The sequence below is a fragment of the Bowmanella yangjiangensis genome, assembly GCF_018531185.1.
Taxonomy (GTDB): Bacteria; Pseudomonadota; Gammaproteobacteria; order Enterobacterales; family Alteromonadaceae; genus Bowmanella; species Bowmanella yangjiangensis.
This window is the reverse complement of record NZ_JAHDJU010000002.1, coordinates 1,298,966-1,316,699: the sequence shown is the minus strand read 5'-3', so window position 1 is coordinate 1,316,699 and position 17,734 is coordinate 1,298,966. Positions and strand designations below refer to the sequence as shown.

At 47.3% G+C, this 17,734-nt stretch carries 17 protein-coding genes; 5 read left to right on the top strand and 12 right to left on the bottom strand.

What is annotated here, in order from left to right; genetic code table 11:
* The 11 genes from KJY73_RS15040 to KJY73_RS14990 form a co-directional block, all read right to left on the bottom strand.
* A complete protein-coding gene (locus KJY73_RS15040; protein ID WP_214344514.1) occupies window positions 1–843 on the bottom strand; it encodes a sulfotransferase domain-containing protein in 843 nt (280 codons plus the stop codon).
* A gap of 39 nt (window positions 844–882) precedes the next feature.
* Window positions 883–2,859, bottom strand: a complete 1,977-nt coding sequence (locus KJY73_RS15035; protein WP_214344513.1) for a hypothetical protein — start codon at window positions 2,857–2,859, stop codon at window positions 883–885.
* Window positions 2,860–2,960: 101 nt separating this feature from the next.
* Window positions 2,961–4,340 (bottom strand): hypothetical protein, encoded by a 1,380-nt coding sequence (locus KJY73_RS15030; protein WP_214344512.1) that lies wholly within the window; start codon window positions 4,338–4,340, stop codon window positions 2,961–2,963.
* Window positions 4,341–4,419: 79 nt separating this feature from the next.
* A complete protein-coding gene (locus tag KJY73_RS15025; RefSeq protein ID WP_214344511.1) occupies window positions 4,420–5,745 on the bottom strand; it encodes a hypothetical protein in 1,326 nt (441 codons plus the stop codon).
* Window positions 5,746–6,140: 395 nt separating this feature from the next.
* Window positions 6,141–7,097 carry a hypothetical protein gene (locus KJY73_RS15020; protein ID WP_214344510.1) on the bottom strand — a complete coding sequence of 319 codons (957 nt, stop codon included), beginning with the start codon at window positions 7,095–7,097 and terminating at the stop codon, window positions 6,141–6,143.
* Window positions 7,081–7,725, bottom strand: coding sequence for a PulJ/GspJ family protein (locus KJY73_RS15015; RefSeq protein WP_214344509.1), 645 nt, complete (start codon window positions 7,723–7,725; stop codon window positions 7,081–7,083). The genes KJY73_RS15020 and KJY73_RS15015 overlap by 17 nt, the downstream gene beginning before the upstream one ends.
* A complete protein-coding gene (locus KJY73_RS15010) occupies window positions 7,726–8,154 on the bottom strand; it encodes a PulJ/GspJ family protein (RefSeq protein WP_214344508.1) in 429 nt (142 codons plus the stop codon).
* On the bottom strand, window positions 8,138–8,536 hold the full coding sequence (locus KJY73_RS15005) for a prepilin-type N-terminal cleavage/methylation domain-containing protein (RefSeq protein WP_214344507.1): 399 nt from the start codon (window positions 8,534–8,536) through the stop codon (window positions 8,138–8,140). The genes KJY73_RS15010 and KJY73_RS15005 overlap by 17 nt, the downstream gene beginning before the upstream one ends.
* Entirely contained in the window at window positions 8,505–8,924 is a 420-nt protein-coding gene (gene gspG / locus KJY73_RS15000) for a type II secretion system major pseudopilin GspG (RefSeq protein WP_214344506.1), read from the bottom strand. The genes KJY73_RS15005 and gspG overlap by 32 nt, the downstream gene beginning before the upstream one ends.
* A 15-nt stretch (window positions 8,925–8,939) precedes the next feature.
* A complete protein-coding gene (locus tag KJY73_RS14995) occupies window positions 8,940–10,130 on the bottom strand; it encodes a type II secretion system F family protein (protein WP_214344505.1) in 1,191 nt (396 codons plus the stop codon).
* The gene (locus KJY73_RS14990; protein ID WP_232848617.1) at window positions 10,127–11,815 is read right to left on the bottom strand and encodes a GspE/PulE family protein; all 1,689 of its coding nucleotides are present in this window, start codon (window positions 11,813–11,815) and stop codon (window positions 10,127–10,129) included. The genes KJY73_RS14995 and KJY73_RS14990 overlap by 4 nt, the downstream gene beginning before the upstream one ends.
* A gap of 248 nt (window positions 11,816–12,063) precedes the next feature.
* On the opposite strand from KJY73_RS14990, the gene KJY73_RS14985 reads away from it, so the two are divergent.
* From KJY73_RS14985 to KJY73_RS14965, 5 genes are read left to right on the top strand one after another with little or no spacing between them, the layout of a single operon-like run.
* Window positions 12,064–12,885, top strand: coding sequence for a hypothetical protein (locus KJY73_RS14985; protein ID WP_206594267.1), 822 nt, complete (start codon window positions 12,064–12,066; stop codon window positions 12,883–12,885).
* Complete coding sequence (locus KJY73_RS14980) at window positions 12,882–13,460, top strand: hypothetical protein (RefSeq protein WP_214344504.1); 579 nt, start codon at window positions 12,882–12,884, stop codon at window positions 13,458–13,460. Before KJY73_RS14985 ends, KJY73_RS14980 begins: the two co-directional genes overlap by 4 nt.
* The gene (locus tag KJY73_RS14975; RefSeq protein WP_214344503.1) at window positions 13,453–13,932 is read left to right on the top strand and encodes a hypothetical protein; all 480 of its coding nucleotides are present in this window, start codon (window positions 13,453–13,455) and stop codon (window positions 13,930–13,932) included. The genes KJY73_RS14980 and KJY73_RS14975 overlap by 8 nt, the downstream gene beginning before the upstream one ends.
* Before the next feature lie 14 nt (window positions 13,933–13,946).
* On the top strand, window positions 13,947–16,073 hold the full coding sequence (locus KJY73_RS14970; RefSeq protein ID WP_214344502.1) for a type II and III secretion system protein: 2,127 nt from the start codon (window positions 13,947–13,949) through the stop codon (window positions 16,071–16,073).
* 46 nt (window positions 16,074–16,119) lie between these two features.
* Window positions 16,120–16,557, top strand: a complete 438-nt coding sequence (locus KJY73_RS14965; protein WP_214344501.1) for a hypothetical protein — start codon at window positions 16,120–16,122, stop codon at window positions 16,555–16,557.
* Between the two features lie 69 nt (window positions 16,558–16,626).
* Here KJY73_RS14965 and rfbB read toward each other — a convergent pair whose 3' ends face one another.
* The gene (rfbB, locus tag KJY73_RS14960; RefSeq protein ID WP_214344500.1) at window positions 16,627–17,706 is read right to left on the bottom strand and encodes a dTDP-glucose 4,6-dehydratase; all 1,080 of its coding nucleotides are present in this window, start codon (window positions 17,704–17,706) and stop codon (window positions 16,627–16,629) included.
* Window positions 17,707–17,734 lie beyond the last annotated feature (28 nt).

Here is a 17,734-nt window from a genome sequence, read left to right as displayed (position 1 = left end):
TTACTCTCCGGCCCCAATGGCCGATGTCATCGCGCGCGCTATTTCTACCTCACTATACAAACCAAACCGAGAGAGGTTTGTTATCTCAGTCAGATTACTCTGCAACTCATCAAGTAACGCTGGCGCAAATTGTCTGCTTTGATAATTCAAAGGAGAGCGGTTTAACGCCTGAAAACCCAGCGCTTCATCCAGTACAGTGCCAGCACTAGCAACCACATCTTCGTAGCGCACTATAGACAACTCATGTTCAATAAACTGCTGCATAAACCAGGTATAAATAATCAATTGGCGCTGAAAAACACTATCAGTGCGTAAAAGCGTATTTCGAAGAAAATCACTAAACCGTTCACCGGCGGGTACCCGTCCTCGATTCACTGGCAGGTCTACTGTCATCCAGGAGAGCAAAACATCTACAGGGTTTCTGACTATGGCAACAATAGGAAAACGCACTTCTAGCTGCGTCAGCAATGAGGTAAACAGTGCATTCTGTTTTACGATCAAGCGAAAATGCTGATTCTCTCTGGGTGGAATGGAAACAAGGCCCCTTTGAGCAACGACCTGCCTTTTTCCATCTTTCGTAGATAGGCCCACAGGATTATCAATGGAGAGGCCGGCTTTGTCGCCATTCTCAAATGGGCGCCCTGCAGCAATGTCCTCACGTAACTGCAGGATAATGCTTTCAATTTCCATCCCTGCCCTGCCTGCACTCACGCCGCCAGCAAGTCTTGATGGGTTGATGGGTTCGTGTAATGCAACCGCATCATCACGCTGATTCAACAGGTTACAGCATAAAGTGGTGCCCGATCTTGGGATACCGGTAATAAGGGTTATGTTTTCAATCACGGTGTTTATTCAGTTACAACAGGGATGCACTTTAGCGAATTATCGCGCATAGCCTGAATTAGCCACATAAGAAGCAAGATGATCTGAGCAAAACTCACATAGCTTACTAAGTATCTCAAAAGTCGCTTCCGGAATTCTATTGGAACTAGTTTGCTGTTGTTTAATACAAACATCCAGGTCTTGCCAGTATTGCTGATTAGCATCCAATAGCTGACTCATGAGATGTTCCACTTCCGCATTTAGAATATCGGTGTTTTGAAAATTGTGCTCGACATCAACAGATTTGAGCACCTCGGCAATCACTCGTGGCAAGGCATTGATCTGCGATTTTCCAGGAATAACAAGCTTGCTCAAGTATACATCAGAACCTTCACGCACAAGAATTGCAGGGTAATGCTCGGGAATGTCTCTCAGATGTTCAGGTACAACATTACTACCAGCCTGTTTTACTTGATTGTGTACAACAAGGGTGAGTCCGGTTGTGGTGTTGAGCACCAAAGGTACGGTATAAATCCAAGAAACTGAAGCATCGAAAAAACCATACCTCAAGAGAGTGACGACAGGATCATCCAAATTGTACTGTACAAACAGTTCGTCACCTTCTGCCCCCGATTCATATTTGGTTTGAATGCATAGTCTGGACCTATCTAACAAGAAACCTGGCGCGCCCATTTTATGGTTAATCAACTCAATCATGGGGATAAATACCAGCTCTGTTGAGTGTCTGGGCTTTCCACCTAAATCCTGAATAAGGCCGCTGTCCAATTGGAGTATTCTTGAGTTGAAGAAGCTGCTAATTAAGACCTGTTCATCAATGGCGTCAGCCGAGTCAGCATAACAAGCCTGATAATATTCGGCATCACAGCGTGCCTGCAATAACTTGTCAAATACGGGCCGAATACCTGTCAGAGAGAACAAAGGATAGCTTTTTCGCCATGAAGCCAGTTTGTTGCAGGCGTTATATAGCTCAACCAAATCCTGCAAAATCGGCTTTGCAGCCTCATTCAAGGGGTGCTTGCTGACGGCGAAATTGAGGTTATATTCTGAAGACAAGTAGAAGCGATAGTCAGAGAGAACGGGCAAGCATTTGAGCGGAATGTCCATACCAGTCCCCCCAATCGCCTCTGATTGGCTCAGTTTGACACAGATGTCATCACCGTCCACCTCAAACACTAAGGCAGAGTGGAACCTCGCGCCTAGTTGCAGCATTGTTCGACTTAAGGATGTCAGGGCCTTTATTGCGCCGGCATTGTTGCCTCTAATAATCGGAGGTTGTCCGTTGCCGATTTTTCCTGCTGTGGTTGCAGACGATGAACTTACACCCGTCGACTCTGAAGATAAGCCATGCACCAATTGCCGGAACCAGTCGCTTTGCTCAAAAGCGGGTTTGAGCTTTTCTAACAATTCTTCCATAGCGGTGTAAGCAGACAAGGCTTTATAGCAGGCGAACAACGAAATAACTTCATCTGGCTTGATGATATGCTGCTCATTCATCCGAATCTGTCGTGTAATAGTGTCCAGATGTTTAAGAGCCAGCGTAGATTCACCTTGCGATATGGCGGCTTGCGCCATTATCAGTAAAGAGGGTGTAGCAAACGCCGTAAACTTCACCAAGGATGGGCCAATCTGTTGGATGATCTCCCAATCTTGTAGCTGATAAGCCAGTTGGAGCGCGACTAAACGCGGCTCGAGATATTGCCCCCCAGGGTCTTGCTTTACTAATTCACAAAGACATTGCAAGGCGTCTTTCTTGTCACCAGCCTTTTCTGATGCCTTCGCCATATTCCCAAGGCACGCTATTTTTTGTTCGGGCAGTGTGGCCAGTCGCAAGGCCTGTTGTGTTTTTATTCTGGATAAACGATATTGCCCTTCAAAAAATAAACATCCCGCTTCCATCTCCAGACTTTCATAACTGAGTTGTTGCGATTTTTGATTAAACTTTTTGAGAAGCGGAAGTGCCTTTTTATATTTCCCTTTGGCGATGAGCGCCCTCAGGTCATCCAACCTGTCATTCATTTCAGAACCTTAATATCGATAAAAGGGAACCCGCTCACCCGAAGTCAGGCCAACGCATTCCCCTTCTCTAACTCAATGTCGTTACCTTACTAAAAAGCCTTTTAGTTAGACAAGATTTGTAGAACATTAGTCATTGGTGGCTGCCCGCTGCCCACAGCAACAATCTGAACAGAAGCTGAAACATCTTCTGGTAAGGCATCCAACAGGATCCTGGCACTCACTCTGGTTGGCACGCCGGAGACAATGCTAACCAAGTCGGTAGCATCCAGTTTCAGTGCACTTTTAGCTGGGATAACTCCCTGACTAAGTGACCCAGGTTCAAAATTTCCCTGAACAGCCTGTTCAGCGAAGAATTCGGTGATATACCTGACGTTATATCCGGTGTGATTCACCAAGGTGATACGTTGTCGGTATTCGCCAAATCCACTGATATAAGGTAAGTCAACTCTGGCGCCATCGTATCGCACCCGACCGAAATAAGCCGCATCAGCGCCCAATCCCAGGTTCAAGCGGTATTCAGATCGTACTATTCTTTCACGATTCTCACTCACATCCATGCATAATACGGGAAAGCTGATGAGATTATCTAAACTGACTTTCGCCTCCCGAGCACCGTCTTGCACACTCAACTCGTGACTTGCTCCGCCACAATTATCAGCGGCATTTAAGTGCAGATTTCCAGCCGAGAAATCCCCTTGGAGCAAAGCACTAGGCGCTTTGCTATTCACGTTGCTCAGCAGATCACGAAAATCACTGATAATTGAGGAGTCACTAACCTTTCGAGCATTGGGCTGAATCAACAGATCCGCTCTGAACTTAGCCAATGAGGCCTTATCACCATCACTGTCCCCCAGCGAAAAGACCGCCGGAGAGCGAAAGGTAGAAGAAAATTTCACAAAATCCGTACCAAATCCAACCCTATGCTCAAATCCCTGGGCAAAGGCCTCGGATAAACCACTTTGCAAGTGTAGCAATTCAGCCTGACCACGATGTAGGTACAGGCCCTTATTTACCGCGGAAGACGCACTGTCAAATAAGGTATAAACAAAGGTCAGCGGCTGCGCCGGACTACCAATCTGAATGCTGGTTAAAGGCAAGACTAACGGCGTTTCAGGTCCCTTGGGCACGGCAGCTGAAACTTGCACTATAGCGAAATTATCGCCTACAGCGCCTCCAGCACTCAGCAATGATGTGTAGTCTGCTGACGCGGCTAAACCCGCGGCGGGCAGTGCCGCTGCAAACTGGCCGTTAACTAGATCAATGCGCACATAACGCGGATCAGAGGATAAGGAAAAGCCGGCTGGAAACTTTACATTAAGGGTATCCCCGGCACTAGAAATCAGAATGTTTTCGGTTTGCTGGGCAGAGACAGTTTCCAGGGCATAAAACAAACTGGCAGATTTGCCCAGTTCAAAAGGCGCCGCAAAGGCATTCAGGACACAGAGTATCGCCGATAGGGCCGCAGGTCGAATCACAGACATGACTTTCCTTCTTAAAACAAAACCTCACTCAAAAAAAAAGCCTTCGCTAAGCGAAGGCTTTTTTACAACAAGCTGATGCTTAGTTGTGTACTACAGTGTCAGTACCACCAGTAGACAGGTTAACAGTCTGGCTGCTTACCATTACGTCTTCGTCTTCAGCTTCGATTTCGATGATAGCAGAAGTACGAGTCTTACCAGCGATATCTACCAGGTCAGTAACTTTCAGAGCTACCATTTCACCAGCAGGTACAGAACCGCTAGATGCTGCCAGACCAGTTGCAACTACACCATTCTCAGAAGTGAAGGTCATGCTGTAAGTAGCAGGAACCACACCGTTGTTCACGATGTATACGCGCTGGTTGTAAGCAGAGAACGTAGTCACGTAAGGTACTTCAACAGTAGTAGTGTTGTATACGATCTTACCAACAGTGTTAGTCAACTTAGGCTTAGCAGTCAGAGTCGCGCTGTAAGAACCTTTGTTGATAGTCTGCTTCTTAGTACCGTTGTCCACACACAGGTAAGAAGCTGCACCCAGCGCTACGTTAGCAGCAGTGGCAGCAGTCTTAGTGCTGTTCAGGGTTACCGCAGTACCGGCGTTAGAACAGTCAGACGCAGAATCGATAGTCCAAGTACCGAAGCTGAAATCACCAGCAAAAGTGATATCCTGAGGCGTGGTGTACAGATCAGTTACAGCAACAGCTGCACCAGCAGGAGTCAAGAAAGTACCGGTTTTCAGCAGTTTAGATGCATCAACTGCACCAACAGAGATTTCGGTAACAGTCTTGCTTGAATCAGCTGGGTCAACAAACTTCAGGAACTTAGAACCAACAGTTGCAGTTACTTCGCCAGGTACAGTGAAAGTACCAGTGCTGGCAGAAGCAGTGCTAGTCATAGCTTCTGAACGAGTAGACAGAGGGCTAGTTTTGTTAACAGCCTGAGAAGCAGTCTCGTACAGAGCATAAGTTACAGTGTTAGTAGCTACAGTAGAGATAGCGTAGTCAGACGCCAAAGTAACTACCAAGCTGTTTGCCAGGTCGTTAGTACCGTCAGTAGACTTAACTTCGAAGATTACGAAGTTTTCACCGTCACCACCTGAAGAAATGGTAGCTGTAGTGTTGGCACCAGTCAGAGCTGGCACACCATCGAATTCAGCGGCAGACAAGTCAAAACGAACATACTTAGACGTGCTAGCAGCGATAGTGAAGCCCAGAGAAGTAACTACGTCCAACTCATTGGCAGCGTTAGTAACAGGCAGGTTACCGTCGGCATTCAAGTCAGCTGAAGTGAAAGTTTCAGTAGCGTAAGTCACCAGGTCCGCTGTTGTATCCGTCAGCGTAATAGCAGCTTGAGCGCTCATAGTGAAAGCTGAAGCAACAGCAACAGCTAGGATTTTCTTGTTTAACATTTAAAAACTCCTGCAAGAGTAACTATAGTTTTTTGTTAGTCGTGGCGATGTGCCAACAAGTCCTCGGTGACCACTCACCAGACTACCCCCAATAAGCTACAACACCAGATTGTAGTAATCAACTCTTTTAAAGTGTAGTTTTATCAGTATTAACACTAACTTACCGATTGAGCTGACGAGGTAAGTTTTAGCATGCCCCCACCGAAGGCGCAACTATAGTGTAAATTTGCCCGAACTACAATGGCACTGGCCTTTTGTTTACAGGCTTTTCAGCCACTTGCTTAATTTATCAGCAAATATAATTATCAATGCAACAAAGTGATAAATTCTGTAATAAATCTCATAGGTTATGCGGATTTATAAGTGCGGATAAATTGCATCAACAATCTGACTGATTAATAAATAGCCCGCCGTGTAAAAGGACGGTTATTTTTTTCGCCAATTTCAACACTGATTTTTTGCGTGTTGCCTTTTGCTGTCACGCTTAAAATATAGCGTTCACCGCCCAGTGGCGAATAATATTCTTCGGGGATCAGGGCCAGTGCAGGTTCAATTAAATAACTGTCCTGATAGGTTATCAGCCAGCGACCCCGCGCTCTTGCTTCGGTTAACCTTTGTACTGAGCCAGGCCAGAGTTTTTGCCACAATGATATCGGGATGGCGTTGATATTCAGTCGCGGACTTCGACGCAAACTGCAATGTGCCAGGATCTGCGGATGATTTGTCACCAAAGCATCCCACATTGACACCTGCGCTAATTCTGAGCATTGCTGTAATAAAAAATTCATAGGTAACATCTTATCTTGCAGCAGATAAGTGGCCTTTTCCGCCCCAGCCGGGCGTTGCCAATCGTCACCGTCCGCGTAGTCTGCAAGTCTGTCGGCAAAATAGCTTTGTTCACTGAGACTGTAACCGGTATTTTTTAACCAGAGTTTTAACCAATATTGGAAAGAAGAATTAATAGGTAGCAGGCCATCCTCATTCTGAATAGAAAATTCTATGTCCTGCTCTTGGTATAAAAATCCGTCTGTACGAAGTTCATCCCCGGCGATGGGCTGCAGATACAGACCATCTTCATTGGTCTGAGCGGTCTTTGTAGCTATTCCCTGGCTTACCCCAGCCACAGTGCGACGCTGCGTTGACAGCAAATAGATAAGTTGATTGATTTTGGCGTACGCTTTGGCGTCGGCTGCCATTCTCGCTTTAGATGCTTCAGCAATCTGCAAACGACTATTGAGCAATACAGACGATGCTCCCAACAAAGTCACCAATACAACAGACACAATCAACACTGCCAGCAATGCCGCTCCTTGTTGCCGGTCCCGAGCCATCAACTCAGCTTCCAAACTCATAGATGCCAAAGGCCTGAAGTTCCGGAGGCATATCCGCAATTTGCGGTCGACCGATTACGGCCACCGCCCAGACAATGTCCCCATTAACAATTCTAACCGCTCGCGGAAGCACTGCCGTATCAGGTAAGAATTCCGATTGCCAGCTATCTTCAATCAGATATTCAAAACGGGCAGACTGATCGAATCGTTGAATCTCTACGGCAAGTTGCGGGTTGTTTTGATTCAGCCACTGCAGATACCAGTAGTTATTGTCAGCCACTATCTGCCAGGACATGCCTTGGGGAATATGCGCACTGTCATCAGGTAGTGCAGAGCTGACAAACTCAAATGAGTTTTTCAGTCCTTTGGCATTGGCGATATAGGGATGATAAAGCACAGCCCCGCGAATGCTCTGTTGAAACCAGACTACCGGTAAATCTGCACTGGATTGAACCAATATCTTTGCATCCATTTTCTCAAAATTGCGCCAGGTGGTGGCAAGTCCCTGGGCCAGCAAGGTTGTGGTCATCGCCAAAATGACCAACACAACCAGCATTTCTATCAAGGTAAATCCGCCCTGATTAACAGACCGCGAGCTAGGATACTGGCTGCGTAGCAACTTCAACCTGTCAAACATAACCCTTTGCATTTATTGGTCCTGGGACATTAGGGGCTCGACATAATTGGGGTCACGCCACTGTTTAACCACTTGGGTAGAAAAGGCCGAGACGGCTCTGCCATCTTTTAGAACATCGGCCTGCACATCAAACAGGGCAACAATCCACGCGGGTTGCCGGCGGTGACTTTCCGTGGATGATTGCTTGGCAACAGACGCCTGCCAGTCCACTTGATAGTTACCGATCAGGTAACTTCCCGAGCGCGTCTGGCGCAAATCCTCTAGTTCCAGATACTGGGTGAACTGGTTAAACAGATTTGGCAACGAAGTCGCATGCTGAATTCTGACGGTTGAGGTTGCAGCAGTGCCAAACCATCCCCACACAGCACTAAACACCAGAGACAATATGACCAATGCAACCAGTGCCTCGATGAGGGAAAACCCCTTAGGAGTTGACGTCACGTTGCTTCACTTCACAAAATGGAGGCAGCACTTCAAAGTGATAGGCGCGCTGCCCTTGTGTCAGGGTAAATGCCCCGCCACGACAATACCCATTGCTGTTTACTTCGATGGCAGGTTCAAATTTCAATGCCACATCATTGAGTCCAAGGTCTGTGGCACTGTTAATGCGGATTGTCTGGCCGCTGCGATTAGCCTCTAGAGGCAACAACATGAGTTTACCGGCGACCATCGCACGCTGAGCGGCCGCTTCGCGAGCCATCAACCAGGCATCCATCCCGGGCGCCACAACAGCGACAATCAACCCGAGCAGCACCAAAGTCACCAGCAACTCGATCATGGTAAAACCCGGGCTATTTCGCAGGGAAGTAACCAACTTCGGCATTAAGCTCTTCGCCTCCTTCAACACCATCAGCGCCGAGACTGTATAGGTAAAACCCCTGCTCAGCGGCGCTATCGAGTCGGTACTGGTAGGAATTGCCCCAAGGGTCCAAGGGAATGTCATCGTCCAGATACGGACCGGCCCAGTAGCCTTTAGCATTGGCCGGGGCACTTCTCAGGTCCACTAGTTTGGCTGGATAACTTCCAACATCCAGACGATACGTCTGCAACGCCATTTTCAGCATTTTCACCTGAGTCTCTGCTGTACGTACTTTAGAACTGTCTACCTTGCCAAAAAACTGCGGGCCAACCAGGCCTGCCAACAATCCGAGAATAACCAGCACCACCAGCAATTCAATCATGGTGAACCCACGCTGTTTATTTTGACTCATTTGTACTCCCCATAATTAAATAGCAATATCTGTTGAGGCCGTAATCGCCAAAACAATACCCAATATCATCACGCCAATTAATACGCCGACAATTAAAATGGCAATGGGTTCCATCAAGGTGAGAACCTGCTTCATTCGTCGCTTGCATGACGTGTCATGCAACGCGGCGACCGCCTTTAACATCTCGGCCAACTGACCGGTTTTATCGCCAACCGCCACCAAATTCAAAGAGGTACCGGGTACCAATCTGGAACGGCTCAAGGCCTCGGTAAAGGTTACCCCATCCTGCACATCCTGGATCATGGCTAACGCGCGTTTGCGACGCTTGGTATATGCACATGACGCAGCAGATAGCTTTAACGCCGTAAGCAGATTTACCCGGGCCAGTAACATAGCCGCACAAAGTGACGCCCAGCGTGCGGCATCTTGTTCGGCCAACCATGGACCAATAACAGGTAAGTCTATAATTCGGTCCATCAAAGCCCGTCTTACTTTAGGGTTGCCAAGGACAAGTACAATCAGCAAAACCAAGGCACCCACAAAACCAAACAGCAGCAGGGGAGACTCATTTGCTGAACGACCAGCCGACAACACCAAAAAGGCCAAAGTAGGTAATTCCTTGTCACCATCGAGCATATGACTGAATTTCGGTACAACGGCGAAAAAGATAATCAACATGGCAACCAAGCCTGAGCCAATCAGCACCAATGGATATGTCAATGCACTTTGGATATCACTTTTTACCGACTGCTCATAATTCATTTGTGCAGACGCGTCCGATAGCGCCCCAGCCAATTGCCCCCCTGCCTCACCCGCACTGACCAAATGCGCGACGTATTCAGGAAAAGGTAAACCGGACTCCAAAATTGCGGAAGAGAGCGTATCCCCACCTTCGATTCTGCTGGCTATGGCCGCAAACCCTCTCGCCAGGTTCGGGTGTTCTTCGTTTTGTGCCAGTGCCTTCACGGCATCAATCAGAGCAACACCGGATTGTGTCAGTGTTGCCAGTTCTTGCAGCGGCAAAACCAAATCCGATACTTTAACCTTTCGCCCGTGCTTGGTAGGTTTGGTATATTCCTCCAGGGCAAAGGCTTCGATACGCCTATCCGCCAGTTGTCGAATGGCTTCGGCATAGCTGACGGCGTCTATTTCACCTTCAACGCGCTGTTCTGTCGCGATTTCGATTCCCTGATAGCGAAACTTCATGAATCAGATTCACCCTGACTACACACCCGCAGAACTTCATCCACACTGGTGATGCCGCGAGACGCTTTAAGCAAACCATCTTCCATCAAGGTTCGACAGCCTGCTTTTCTCGCCAACTCCCTTATCTCGCTGACCGGCGATCTGGAGGTTATGAGTTCTCGCATTTCCGGAGTAACAGGTACCAGCTCATAAACGCCAATGCGGCCGCGATAACCGCGCCCCTGACATGCATGGCAGCCAACAGGCTTACGCCAGTTGCCTTGCAGTTCCCCCATATGGCGGATAAAAGTAGGCGCATCTGTGGGTTCACTGCATTCACTGCACAGCTTACGCACCAATCGCTGGGCCTGCACCCCTTGTATAGTGGCCGCCACTAAATATGGCTCTACGCCAATATCAGACAGCCGAGGGAATACCGAACAGGCATCATTAGTGTGTAATGTTGATAATACCAGGTGACCGGTTAAGGAGGCCTGCACGGCAATATCTGCCGTTTCTTTGTCACGAATTTCCCCCACCATGATGACATCAGGATCTTGGCGTAAAAAGGTTCTTAAGGCTTTCGCGAAGGTATACCCGATGTCCGGTCTGGCCTGAACCTGAGTGATGCCCTCGACCTGATACTCCACAGGGTCTTCCACCGTCACAATTTTTTCATGACCGGTGCGAATATCAGCCAGTAGCCCGTAAAGCGTGGTAGATTTCCCCGACCCCGTGGGTCCGGTAACCAACACAATACCGTTGCTCAGTGCGCCCCATTGACGCATTAGCGCCAAATGATCGGATTCAAATCCAAGACCGTCCAAGGAGAGTTCATCGCGTTTTTTAGGCAGTAAGCGCATAACAATCGATTCACCATGAACATCTGGCGCGGTAGAAACCCGCACGTCAAATTCACGCTTGTTGGCACGAGTGGTAAATCGACCATCTTGTGGAAGACGTCGTTCCGCGATGTCTAAATGCGACATCAGCTTGATACGTGATGCAATAGCCGCGAAACGCGTCATAGGCTGTTGCATAAACTCGATCATGCGCCCATCAACCCTGAACCTTACCAGCATAGATTGACTGCCTGCCTCGATGTGAATATCAGAGGCTTCTGCCTGAATAGCACGCTCTATAATGCTGTTCACCAAATTGATAACCGGAGCCTCTTCGGCCAGTGCCGCTATATCTGTACTATTTCTGCCGAACAATTCTGAAACAGCTCGCTCTCGCGAAAGGTCATCAGACAAACTCGCCGCCATAGCTGGCGTCATCAAGTGAAGGTTAATTTGGTAATTTGTGGCAATATTACCTAACACACCCAGAGCGAACTTATCGGTAATATCAACACAGTACAAATCCAAGGTAGATTCATAAGCCGATACGAAAACCTGATGGTCCATGCACCAATCAATGCTGATACCCAAAATTAGACTAGTGGAAAGCACCTGATGAGATTGAGGGCATTGACCAACCGTTGAAACAAGGGGTAACCCTGTCACACTGGCAATCCCTTCCCATAACGAATCTTCGCCACAAAAACCCAGTCGGGACACCGCATCGCCCAATGAACACTTAAGTTCAGAAGCCGTTGCCTGGGCCTTTTGGATATCCTCATGACTCAAGGACATCTTTTCGATCAGATAAGTGGATAATTGTGCATCCAAATGGACAGCATCTTTATAGATATGGCTTGCCAAACTCTTGCCAGCCTCCCACGTTTTTGTGATTTTGCGTAGATGCTAACCGCATATATCCATGCGAAGAAGCGATTAACCTATTGACCTTAATCGCGTATATTACACCACAGCGATTTTAGAATTGAAGTGAAATTAGCTTGATCCAACAGCAAACTCCCTATTCGATTAACACGTGGCTTGACGCAATTTTGCCTCGCGTCAGCTCGTGGATATGGCCTCCAGAATATCAGTGCGACTCGGAAAATTGGATGATCTATGTTTTTCGTCCTCGTCCAAAACAACTCAAACAGAGTGAGTTAGAGAACTGGACAAGCCTCCAGATTAAAACGCTATGCCCTTTTGTTAACGGCTTTCACTACTCACATATTAGCCCTGCTGGCTTGCATATTTGGTTTTCAAATCAGGCATTCTCAGGCATTCCTGAAACGGCCTTGCAAACAGCACTTCCCGATGGCGATTTTGTGATCAAAGGGCAACGATTTACCTATGAACAAACTTGGCACAATGCTGTCCTAGTTTCTTGCGAAATAGTCGATGAGAAAAGTCATGCACAGGAATCAGTGGCGATTGAAACAAATAAACCCTGGGCAACTGAGGTAAAGTTAAAGAAAACACTAGTTAGCCCCCTGACCTGGCTTGTCATAGGTGGTTTCACATTACTCTGTTTTATCCTTTGGTTCGCTATAAGTTTTCTGACACTGAGCATGCAAGAGCATAGTACCAAACAAGAAAGTGAAAGACTCAGTGAATTGTCTGGCGAGCGAATAGTCCAACAGACCGCCTTAAGAGAACAACAGCAGCAAGTGCAGCTCATAAACGAGTGGCTCAACATTCATGGCCAGTTACCAGAAACGCTAGGCTTGGTTGCGGAAAAAATAAATAAACAAGGCAGTTGGAAAGTCAATCAAATCAGATGGCAAAACAAAGCCATGGAGCTTGAATTACAAGGAGAGAATATCGATATTGCCCAACTGATTACTGATTTAGAAACCATCCCGGAATTGCAAAGTGTTAGTATTCGCCCATTTTCTTCTGGCGGGGCCTGGATTATTGAGGCAAAACAAAGGTGAAAAAGCCCAATTTGGACAGCAACAAGTTAACCAATGAACTGAAACGGACTCCACGACTGCAATGGCTGCTATTGCTGGTTGTATGGATATTGATTCTCTCTGCTGGTAAAGCATTGATTGACCAGATTGGAAATCAAAAAGAGGATTTAAACACTCAACAGCGACTTTTAGCCCGGTTAACAGAGTCAGCAAACAGTCCTTTTAACGAGGAACTGTTGAGCAGCAGCCAACAACATCTTGCTCAACTTAATAAAGAAATACCTACTGCTGTGTCGGGTAGCGTTGCGGAAGCTAAAGCGTTGGCTGACGCCGAGGACTTAATTGGTAAAAAGCTTATCCGTAAACGTTTAAACCTAATCGGTGCAGAAACAATAGAAGCTGAAAAGCAACACTACTGGTCAGTGCGAATTGACATTTCCGGCCAGCTTTCTGACCAGGATTTTGTTGACTTACTCTCACTTTTCGATGCCAGTGTGGGTCATCGACGCATAGCCTCATTCCAATATTCACCCAAGGCGTCTAATACGCTCAATATGGTGATCGATTTATTGTACAGGTATCAAGAACATGAATAATCGTATCGCCTTCATGGCCGGTTTTATATTGTTCTCGTGCTCCATGTTAGCTTGGGTTGGAAACTTGCAGCAGGTTGCATCAAATACCAGAGCGGATCTATCCATTCTTGAAAGTGAAAAAGGTCGTCTTCACTACCAGTGGAAAGACGCGGTCACAGGGATTTCACAGTTTTCCCCACCAATTGTAGAACCTGACAGCACATCCAAAGTGGCAGAGATGCCACTTACCATAGCAGACGGTAAACTCATTGCTTTAGTGGCTGATACGCCTCAGAGTGCAATGTTTAAGCTCCCTGGACAGAACATGCCAGTAACCTTAACTGTAGGGGAGCATTGGTTGCCTGACTGGTCTCTTGCAGAAATCGGCAGAGATTACGTCGTTTGGCAACAGCAGAACACAGGTGAATTACAAACTCAGTACCTGTTCGAGCCTTCGAACAGTGGAAAAATCGAGAGTGAGCCAGGTAAGTGAGAAAAAGTATTACTATGCAAAACAAGAATAACTATTTGTTTAACCGTATTCATAAAGCCCTGCTGGTTACCCTAACCTTGGGGAGTCTGGTGTCATGCGCTACGTTGAAAGGACCGGCCTATCAGGTTGCACAACAAGACGACGAAATATTCTCGACACCATTAAGAGACCCCAAGACGCCCGTCCAGGATCAAGCGACGACACTAAGTAAAAGCGAAACCAGTCTGCGCCCAGGAATGGAGATATTTGATGCGCCGCATCTCAGCCCTGAGCTGGCTGAGGAGCAGGCAAAGGAATATGTCATTCCGGGGCTAACTGAGCAACCAGTCAGTCGGCTTGCATTTAACAACATGCCAGTGGGCACTTTTATCAATGAAGTGTTTGGCAATCAATTAGGTTTAAATTTTATCGTTGAACCCAGTGTGAGCAATGCCGCAGATCTGGTAACTATGCGGATAACCTCACAGGTCAGCCAAAAAGAACTGTACAATCTAGCCATCACCACACTGAGAACTTACGGTGTATTTACCTACGTCAGAGATAATGTTCTGGTGTTTGACTTTTCATCTAATGCAACGTCTAACGAACAACCTTTGCTGGTGAGCGGCAGAGCTCTGCCCGAAGTACCGGCCACCAGTCGACCTGTGTTCTACATACACCCACTGGTCGCCACTACCACACCAATGGTGCGCTCTTGGCTAACCCAGATGTTTCCGAACAAGGAATTGACAGTAAAAGAAGACCCAGCCAGAAACGCACTGATACTGCAAGGCAGTTCAAGAATTGTTGAACAAGCACTGGCGGCCACTAAATTACTCGACAGACCAACTATGGATGGCATGTACAGCCGGGTAATACGTCCTGACATATCTACTGTTGATGATTTGGCCAAGGATTTAGAAAAAGTGCTACTCGGTCAAGGCTACTCAGTACGGATTGGCGATGGCGCCTCGGCGATACGCCTTCTGCCCCTCAGTTCATCTGGCCAGTTAGTTATTTTTGCCCGCTCTGCCGATGTATTAAACCATGTCATCGACTGGGCCAAAACCCTGGAAAAGGAGCGCCACAGTACGGTAGAAAGTGGCTTGTTTAGCTATCAGGTTCAGAGTACTCAAGCCAGTCACATTGTGAATGTATTAAACAATCTGGGCGTGGCCAGCTACAGAGCAGCAGCAAGAGAAACTTCTTCGCTTGGCACTTCGTCATCCGGTAATTCGCAGCCATCGCAACGAAGCAGCCAAAGCAACGCAATATCAAATGATGACGCCAAAGGAAAGTATGCGGTAGACGAGCATTTGAATACCATACTGTATAGCGGAAGCGGCAAAGATTGGCTGCAAATTCTCCCTATTATCAAAAGCTTAGACAAACCTGCACCATCTGTCATGGTCGAAATTATTCTGGCCGAGGTAAAACTTGATGATACAGAGCAAACCGGTATAGATTGGATCCGCAAAGCCGCCAATACCAGTGTCAGTGGCACACCAAACAGTTTACTGGATATTAACAATACCGGTCTGAACCTAACACTGAACAGTGCAGGTATTACCCGTGCCGTATTAAGTGCATTCTATAAAAACCAGAATACCTCTATTCGTGCCCGCCCACGTATTATGGTTAAAAGTGGCGGGGAAGCAAAAATAGAAGTTGGCGACGAGATACCGGTTTTGACATCAAACAGCCAATCCACCACCAACTCCGATGCGCCGATTATTCAGAACATATCTTATCGTAACACCGGCATATTGATGGAAGTTCGCCCCACCGTACATGCCACAGGGTTTGTGGACATTGAAATAAACCAGGAACTAAGTGAGGCATTGGGCAATGCCACCAGTGAAATAGACTCGCCCACGGTTTCCAAGCGGAAAATAAGCACCACGGTGTCTCTGCGGGATGGCGGCTCAGTCTTGCTGGGGGGACTTATTCGCTCAACCGCCTCGGTAACCGACTCAGGCGTTCCCTATTTAAGCAAGCTTCCCCTGCTGGGTAAGTTGTTCCGCAACGACGACGAGGATAGAAAACGCACTGAACTGATGATAATGGTTATCCCTTATGTACTAAGCTCGCCTGATGAAGCGGAAGCCCTGACAGATGAACTTCAGCGCAAAAGATTCGACGAGCTATCAACCAATTTTTAACCCTGAACAAAGGCTGTAGCCAGAGATATTGCTTAAGAGGAATATGATGAAATACCAAGCAAACGTCGCATTGTTAGTTTTAACTGTATCCTGGTCTTCCTGGGCGGCCCCACAGACGGCCCCGTTGATTACCGGTTTTGAGTGTGCTGACGAGGTGAAAGAAATCATCCACCTGATAGGTAGAGGCGACGACCCCAAACAGTTCATCGCACAGGATGTACAAACGGAGTTGTCTCGCCAACAGCCAGGCTCGGTATTGACTAAGTTGCATTGTGAAGGCAGCCCAGAATTGAAAGCTGCCACCTCGGTTGATTATACATCAGGGGAAAAAGTGCTAAGCCGCTTATCAGTATCTTTCCCTGTTCAAGTATCAGTTGAGGTAAATGGTGAAACAGTTGAAATGGCTGTTGATCAATTATATCTAGCAGAAAACTTAGATCAGGCAGAAGGACGAAAGGTGACTCAGAAGTTTATCGTTAAGTAACGCGACACGCTTAACTGCCCACCAATAAAGATAATGCTCAGCAAAGACCCTCTTTGCTGAGCAAAAAAATTAGCCTCTCAGCGGCGCCCACCAAGATTGATTGTCCAGATACCAGTTAAGTGTTTTCTCTATGCCTGAGGCAAAGCTCTCCTGCGGTTTATAGCCGAGTTCCTGACCTGTTTTTGTCGCGTCAATGGCATACCGGCGATCATGCCCAGGCCGGTCAGTAACGTACCGAATCAGTTCTTCACTGCGCCCTTGCGCCGCCAGCGTCGCTAAGGGGTAACGGGCTGCCAACTCGGGGCGTGAAGAGAAGGCTTGATTCATCAATTGACACAGAAGCTGAACGATGTCGATATTGGCCCACTCATTGTGCCCGCCAATATTGTAGTTTTCACCAACCCGCCCTTTATCAAGAACAAGCTCAATGCCCCGTGCATGATCTTCAACATACAACCAGTCCCGGATTTGTTTGCCATCGCCGTACACCGGTAAAGGCTGGTCATGCAGAATATTGGTAATAATCAATGGAATTAACTTTTCAGGAAAATGGAAAGGACCATAGTTATTCGAGCAATTGCTGGTCGTCACATCCAATCCGTAGGTGTGGTGATAAGCCCTGACCAAGTGATCGCTGGCAGCTTTACTGGCTGAATAAGGCGAATTAGGCGCATATGCTGTAGTTTCAGTAAAGGCGGGATCTTCAGGTCCAAGGCTACCATACACCTCATCCGTGCTTACATGATGAAACCTATGCGTGAGTATTTCTTTACCCGCTGCCTTGGGTTCGTCTATCCATACCTTTTTAGATGCCTTCAGCAGACTATAAGTACCAAGAATATTGGTTTCAATAAAGGCATCAGGCCCGCTGATAGATCTGTCCACATGAGATTCCGCGGCAAAGTGTACAACAGTGTTAATTGTCTCTTCCTTCAGTAAGGTTTCTACCAAAGCCGTGTCACAAATATCACCTTTGACAAATTTAAACCCAGGCTCGCCACTAACCATGGCCAGATTTTGTTCGTTGCCAGCGTAAGTTAACGCATCTAACACCACAACGCTATCTTGTGGGTGTCTGGACAGCCAGTAATGCACAAAATTGGCACCGATAAAACCAGCCCCCCCAGTAACCAACATACGTCTTGTCATTTTTTTTACCTCGTTGGGCCTTCGTCTC